Raw genomic sequence first — 4108 nt, 5'->3', positions numbered from 1 at the left:
CCGGGTAGCGGTGGCGTCATATCTGTTGGCGGACGGCCTGTTTCAGGGGCGGCTGCACGAGTCGGGAGCCGACGTGGTGGCGGCGCCACTGGGTTCGCATCCCGCGGTGATCCGGCTCGCCTGCCTGCGACGGCGGCACGCCGGAGTGCTCGCAGCCGCCCGCACCGCCTGAGCCGGGATGCCCGCCGGTCAGGCGGACAGCGCGCCGCGGCGGTAGCCGAACTGGATTTCCGGGGAGTTGGCGACGTAAATGGTGCCGTCAACCGCGATGCGGGTGTCATACACAGGGATGGAAACATCCGCAGCGTCCAGACATTCGCCGTCGAGCAGGCTGAACGCCTGCTTCTTCAACGGCGACTGCACAACCGGGATGCCGCCCCGGTCGCCGACGATGCCGCGGGAGAGCACCGCGGCACGACCTATCGGATCGATGTTGCTGACGGCCCGGATACTGTCATCTGCCAACCGAAACAGCGCGACCTGGGTGCCGTCCGGCAGCAGCACCGCCACGCCGCGCAGCGGCTCCAGCCGCGACAACGGGCACGCGGCAGTCCAGTCGCCTCGCCAGCGCCTCACGTCGTACAACTTGGTCATCGAAAACTCCTGACTGTCGGTGGGTTAACGGGACGGCACCGCGGGGGTGCCTATCAGCACGGGAACTTTTCGCCCGTTCTTTTCGGTGAATTCGACGGTGGGATCTGGCGATCCGGGCGCGTTGACGAACGACACGAAGCGGGACAGCTTGTCGGGGTCGTCGAGCACGGCTTTCCATTCGCAGGCATAGCCGGACACATGCCGTTCGATGGCTTCCTCGAATTCCGCTGCAAGGCCCAGCGAATCGTCGATGACCACCTCGCGCAGGCGATCCAGGCCGCCCTCGAGCCCCTCGATCCACGGCGCGGTGCGCTGCAACCGGTCTGCGGTGCGGATGTAGTACATCAGGAATCGGTCGATGTAGCGCACCAAGGTCTTGTCGTCGAGGTCGGAGGCGAGCAGCTGGGCGTGCTTCGGTGTCATACCGCCGTTGCCGCCGACGTACAGGTTCCAGCCGGCCTCGGTGGCGATCACGCCGACGTCCTTGCCGCGAGCCTCCGCGCACTCGCGGGCACAGCCCGACACGCCCATCTTGAGCTTGTGCGGCGAGCGCAGGCCGCGGTAGCGCAACTCCAAATCGATGGCCATCTGCACGGAATCCTGTTGGCCGTAGCGACACCAGTCGGTGCCCACGCAGCTCTTCACGGTGCGCAGCGCCTTGCCGTAGGCGTGACCGGATTCCATGCCGCCCTCGACCAGCCTGGCCCAAATCTGCGGCAACTGGTCGACGGTGGCACCGAACATGTCGATGCGCTGTCCGCCGGTGATCTTGGTGTACAAGCCGAAATCGCGGGCGATCTCGCCGATCAGGATCAGCTGCTCGGGGGTGATGTCTCCGCCCGGCACCCGCGGCACCACCGAGTACGTGCCGTTGCGTTGCAGGTTGGCCAGGAAATGGTCGTTGGTGTCCTGCAACGATGCCTGCTCGCCGTCGAGGATGTGTTCGGAGCTGGTCGACGCAAGGATCGAGGCGATCGCCGGCTTGCAGATATCGCAGCCGGTGCCGGTGCCATACCGCTCGATCAAACCGGAGAACGTGCGGATGGCGCTTGCCTGGACGATTTCGAACAGCTCGGCCCGCGACTGAGGGAAGTGCTCGCACAACGCTTTTGAGAGCTCGACGCCCTCGGCAGCGAGCAACTGGGAGAGCAGCGGCACGCAGGATCCGCACGAGGTGCCGGCTTTGGTGCAGCCCTTGAGGTCGGCGACGGTGCATGCACCTTCGGCGATCGCCGCACACAGCTCGCCCTTGGTGACGTCGTTGCAGGAGCAGATCTGCGCGTCCGCGGGGAGCGCGCCCACACCGATCGCCGACCCGCCGCCGGAACCAGCCGGTGCGATCAGGCTGACGGGGTCGCCAGGCAACTTCGAGCCGACCAGGGGCCGCAGCACGCCGTAGCTGGACGCATCGCCGACCAGGATGCCGCCGAGCAGGGTTTGCACGTCGTCGGAGAGCACCAGCTTGGCGTAGGTGCCGCCGATCGGATCGGAGACCACGACCTCCAGCGCGCCGGGCGTGGTGCCCAGCGCGTCGCCGAAGCTGGCGACGTCGACGCCCAGCAGCTTGAGTTTGGTGGACAGGTCGGCGCCCGGGAAATCGGCGTCGCCGCCGAGCAACCGGTCGGCCACCACTTCGGCGGTTGTGTAGCCGGGTGCGACCAAGCCGTAGCAGCGGCCCTCGATCGCGGCGACCTCCCCGATCGCGTAGACGGCGGGATCGCTTGTCGCACAGGATAAATCGCAGAGCACGCCGCCGCGCTCGCCGATGTCGAGGCCCGCCTCCCTGGCCAGCTCGTCGCGGGGGCGCACCCCCGCCGAAAACACCAGCAGCGCCGCGTCGATCACGTCATCGTTGCTGAGGGTGACACGAAGTTGGTCGTCGATCCGCTCGATAGCCGACGTTCCGGCGCCTACGGTGACGTCGATGTCCAGCGCGCACACCGAGCGCATCAGGTGCTCGCCGCCGGCCTCGTCGACCTGCAGCGGCATCAGCCGCGGCGCGAACTCGACGACATGCGGCCGAATCCCCATCAGCCGCAGCGCGTTAGCGGCCTCCAGGCCGAGCAGTCCACCACCGACCACGATGCCGACGGCCGCGGGGTCACGGGCCAGTGCGGCTTCCGCGTCGACGCGGATCGCATCTAGGTCGTCGAGCGTGCGATACACGTGGCAGCCGTCGCAGTCCTTGCCGGGCACCGGTGGGACGAACGGGTAGGAACCGGTGGCCAGTACCAAGGCGTCGTAGTCAACCGTCGAGCCGTCGGCGACGCTGACCCGCTTGGCATCCCGGTCGATTCCGGTGACGGGGTGGCCGAGCCGCAGGTCGACGAGATCATCGCCGGCGTAATCGTTACCGGTCAGTGCCAGCAGCGAGCGGTCCCAGGCGCCCACGTACGACGACAGGCCGACCCGGTCGTAGGCGGCGTCGGCCTCATCGCCCAACACGACGATCCGCCAGGCACCTTCGGTGTCTCGCGCCCGCAGCGCCTCGACAAATCGGTGTCCCACCATGCCGTGACCGATGAGCACCACTGTGCGTGTCCGCACGCGTTAACTCCTCTCAACTAACTGCCGGTACCGACGGTAGGCACCTGGTATTGCGACGCGCGTTGCGCCCGATTGCCGCGCGATCACGGCTTTCTCACGCGGGCGTGGGCATCCTCGTGAGGATCAGTAGACGTCACGCACGTACCGCCCCTCGGCCGACATCGCTCGCAGATACGTGACCGCGCTCTTCGGACTTCGTCCACCGTGTTCGGCGACGATCCCGCGCACCGCTTCGTCGACGTCCCGCGCCATCCGGGAGGCATCGCCGCAGACATAGAGATGTGCGCCGTCGGCGATCCATTTCCACAATTCAGCGGCACTTTCGCGCATCCGGTCCTGGACATACAGCTTATTTGTGCTGTCGCGGGAGAACGCGGTGTCCAGCCGGGTGAGAACCCCCGACCGCCGGAAGGCGTCCAGCTCGTCGCGGTAGTAGAACTCGGACGCCTCATGCCGCTCGCCGAAGAACAGCCAGTTGGCCCCGGCATGGCCGCGGGCGGCACGATCGTGCAGGAAGCCGCGGAAGGGCGCGATACCGGTTCCCGGTCCCACCATGATCACTGGCGTATCCGGGTCCTGTGGCGGCCGAAAGTGCTTGGTGCGCTGGATGAATACGTCCACCTCGGCACCCGCCGTCAGGTTGGCCAGATATCCCGAGCAGACGCCGTGCCGTACCGCGCCGTCGGTCGCGGCCGCGGTCGACTCGAAACGGACGACCGCTGGGGTCACATGCACAAGGGTCGGATCTTCCAGCGGGCTCGACGAGATCGAGTACAGCCGCGGTGTTAGCGGCCGCAGCACGCTCAACCATTCGTCCAGCTGCGCGTGGACGGGGTGGCTCGCCAAGAGGTCAAGGGCTTGGCGCCCGCGGGTCCAATCCGCGAAGTTCGCCGGATCCTCGATCACCGCTGCCAGGTCGTCGGAGGGCCGGCGCTCGTGCACGAAGCGGATCAGGTCGGGCGTGATC

2 protein-coding genes and 2 pseudogenes are annotated in these 4108 nt (G+C 67.4%); 1 reads left to right on the top strand and 3 read right to left on the bottom strand.

Features of this window, described 5'->3' with window-relative positions:
* A pseudogene (locus WB785_RS22355) lies at positions 1-172 on the top strand (sirohydrochlorin chelatase); the annotation flags it as partial.
* Positions 173-189: 17 nt separating this feature from the next.
* Here WB785_RS22355 and nirD read toward each other — a convergent pair.
* The 3 genes and pseudogenes from nirD to WB785_RS22340 form a co-directional block, all read right to left on the bottom strand.
* The gene (nirD, locus tag WB785_RS22350) at positions 190-594 is read right to left on the bottom strand and encodes a nitrite reductase small subunit NirD (RefSeq protein ID WP_424081921.1); all 405 of its coding nucleotides are present in this window, start codon (positions 592-594) and stop codon (positions 190-192) included.
* Between the two features lie 24 nt (positions 595-618).
* Positions 619-3105, bottom strand: a complete 2487-nt coding sequence (gene nirB, locus WB785_RS22345; protein WP_424081923.1) for a nitrite reductase large subunit NirB — start codon at positions 3103-3105, stop codon at positions 619-621.
* Positions 3106-3264: 159 nt separating this feature from the next.
* Positions 3265-4108, bottom strand: a pseudogene (locus WB785_RS22340) (reductase); the annotation flags it as partial.

This window comes from Mycobacterium sp. (assembly GCF_049585075.1).
In the GTDB taxonomy this organism is placed as follows: Bacteria; Actinomycetota; Actinomycetes; order Mycobacteriales; family Mycobacteriaceae; genus Mycobacterium.
This window is presented reverse-complemented; position numbering and strand designations above follow the sequence as displayed.

Excerpts from the sequence above, each read along its gene's own strand:
- nirD (WP_424081921.1), bottom strand. The coding sequence starts at position 594 with ATGACCAAGTTGTACGACGTGAGGCGCTGGCGAGGCGACTGGACTGCC.
- nirB (WP_424081923.1), bottom strand. The coding sequence starts at position 3,105 with ATGGTGGGACACCGATTTGTCGAGGCGCTGCGGGCGCGAGACACCGAA.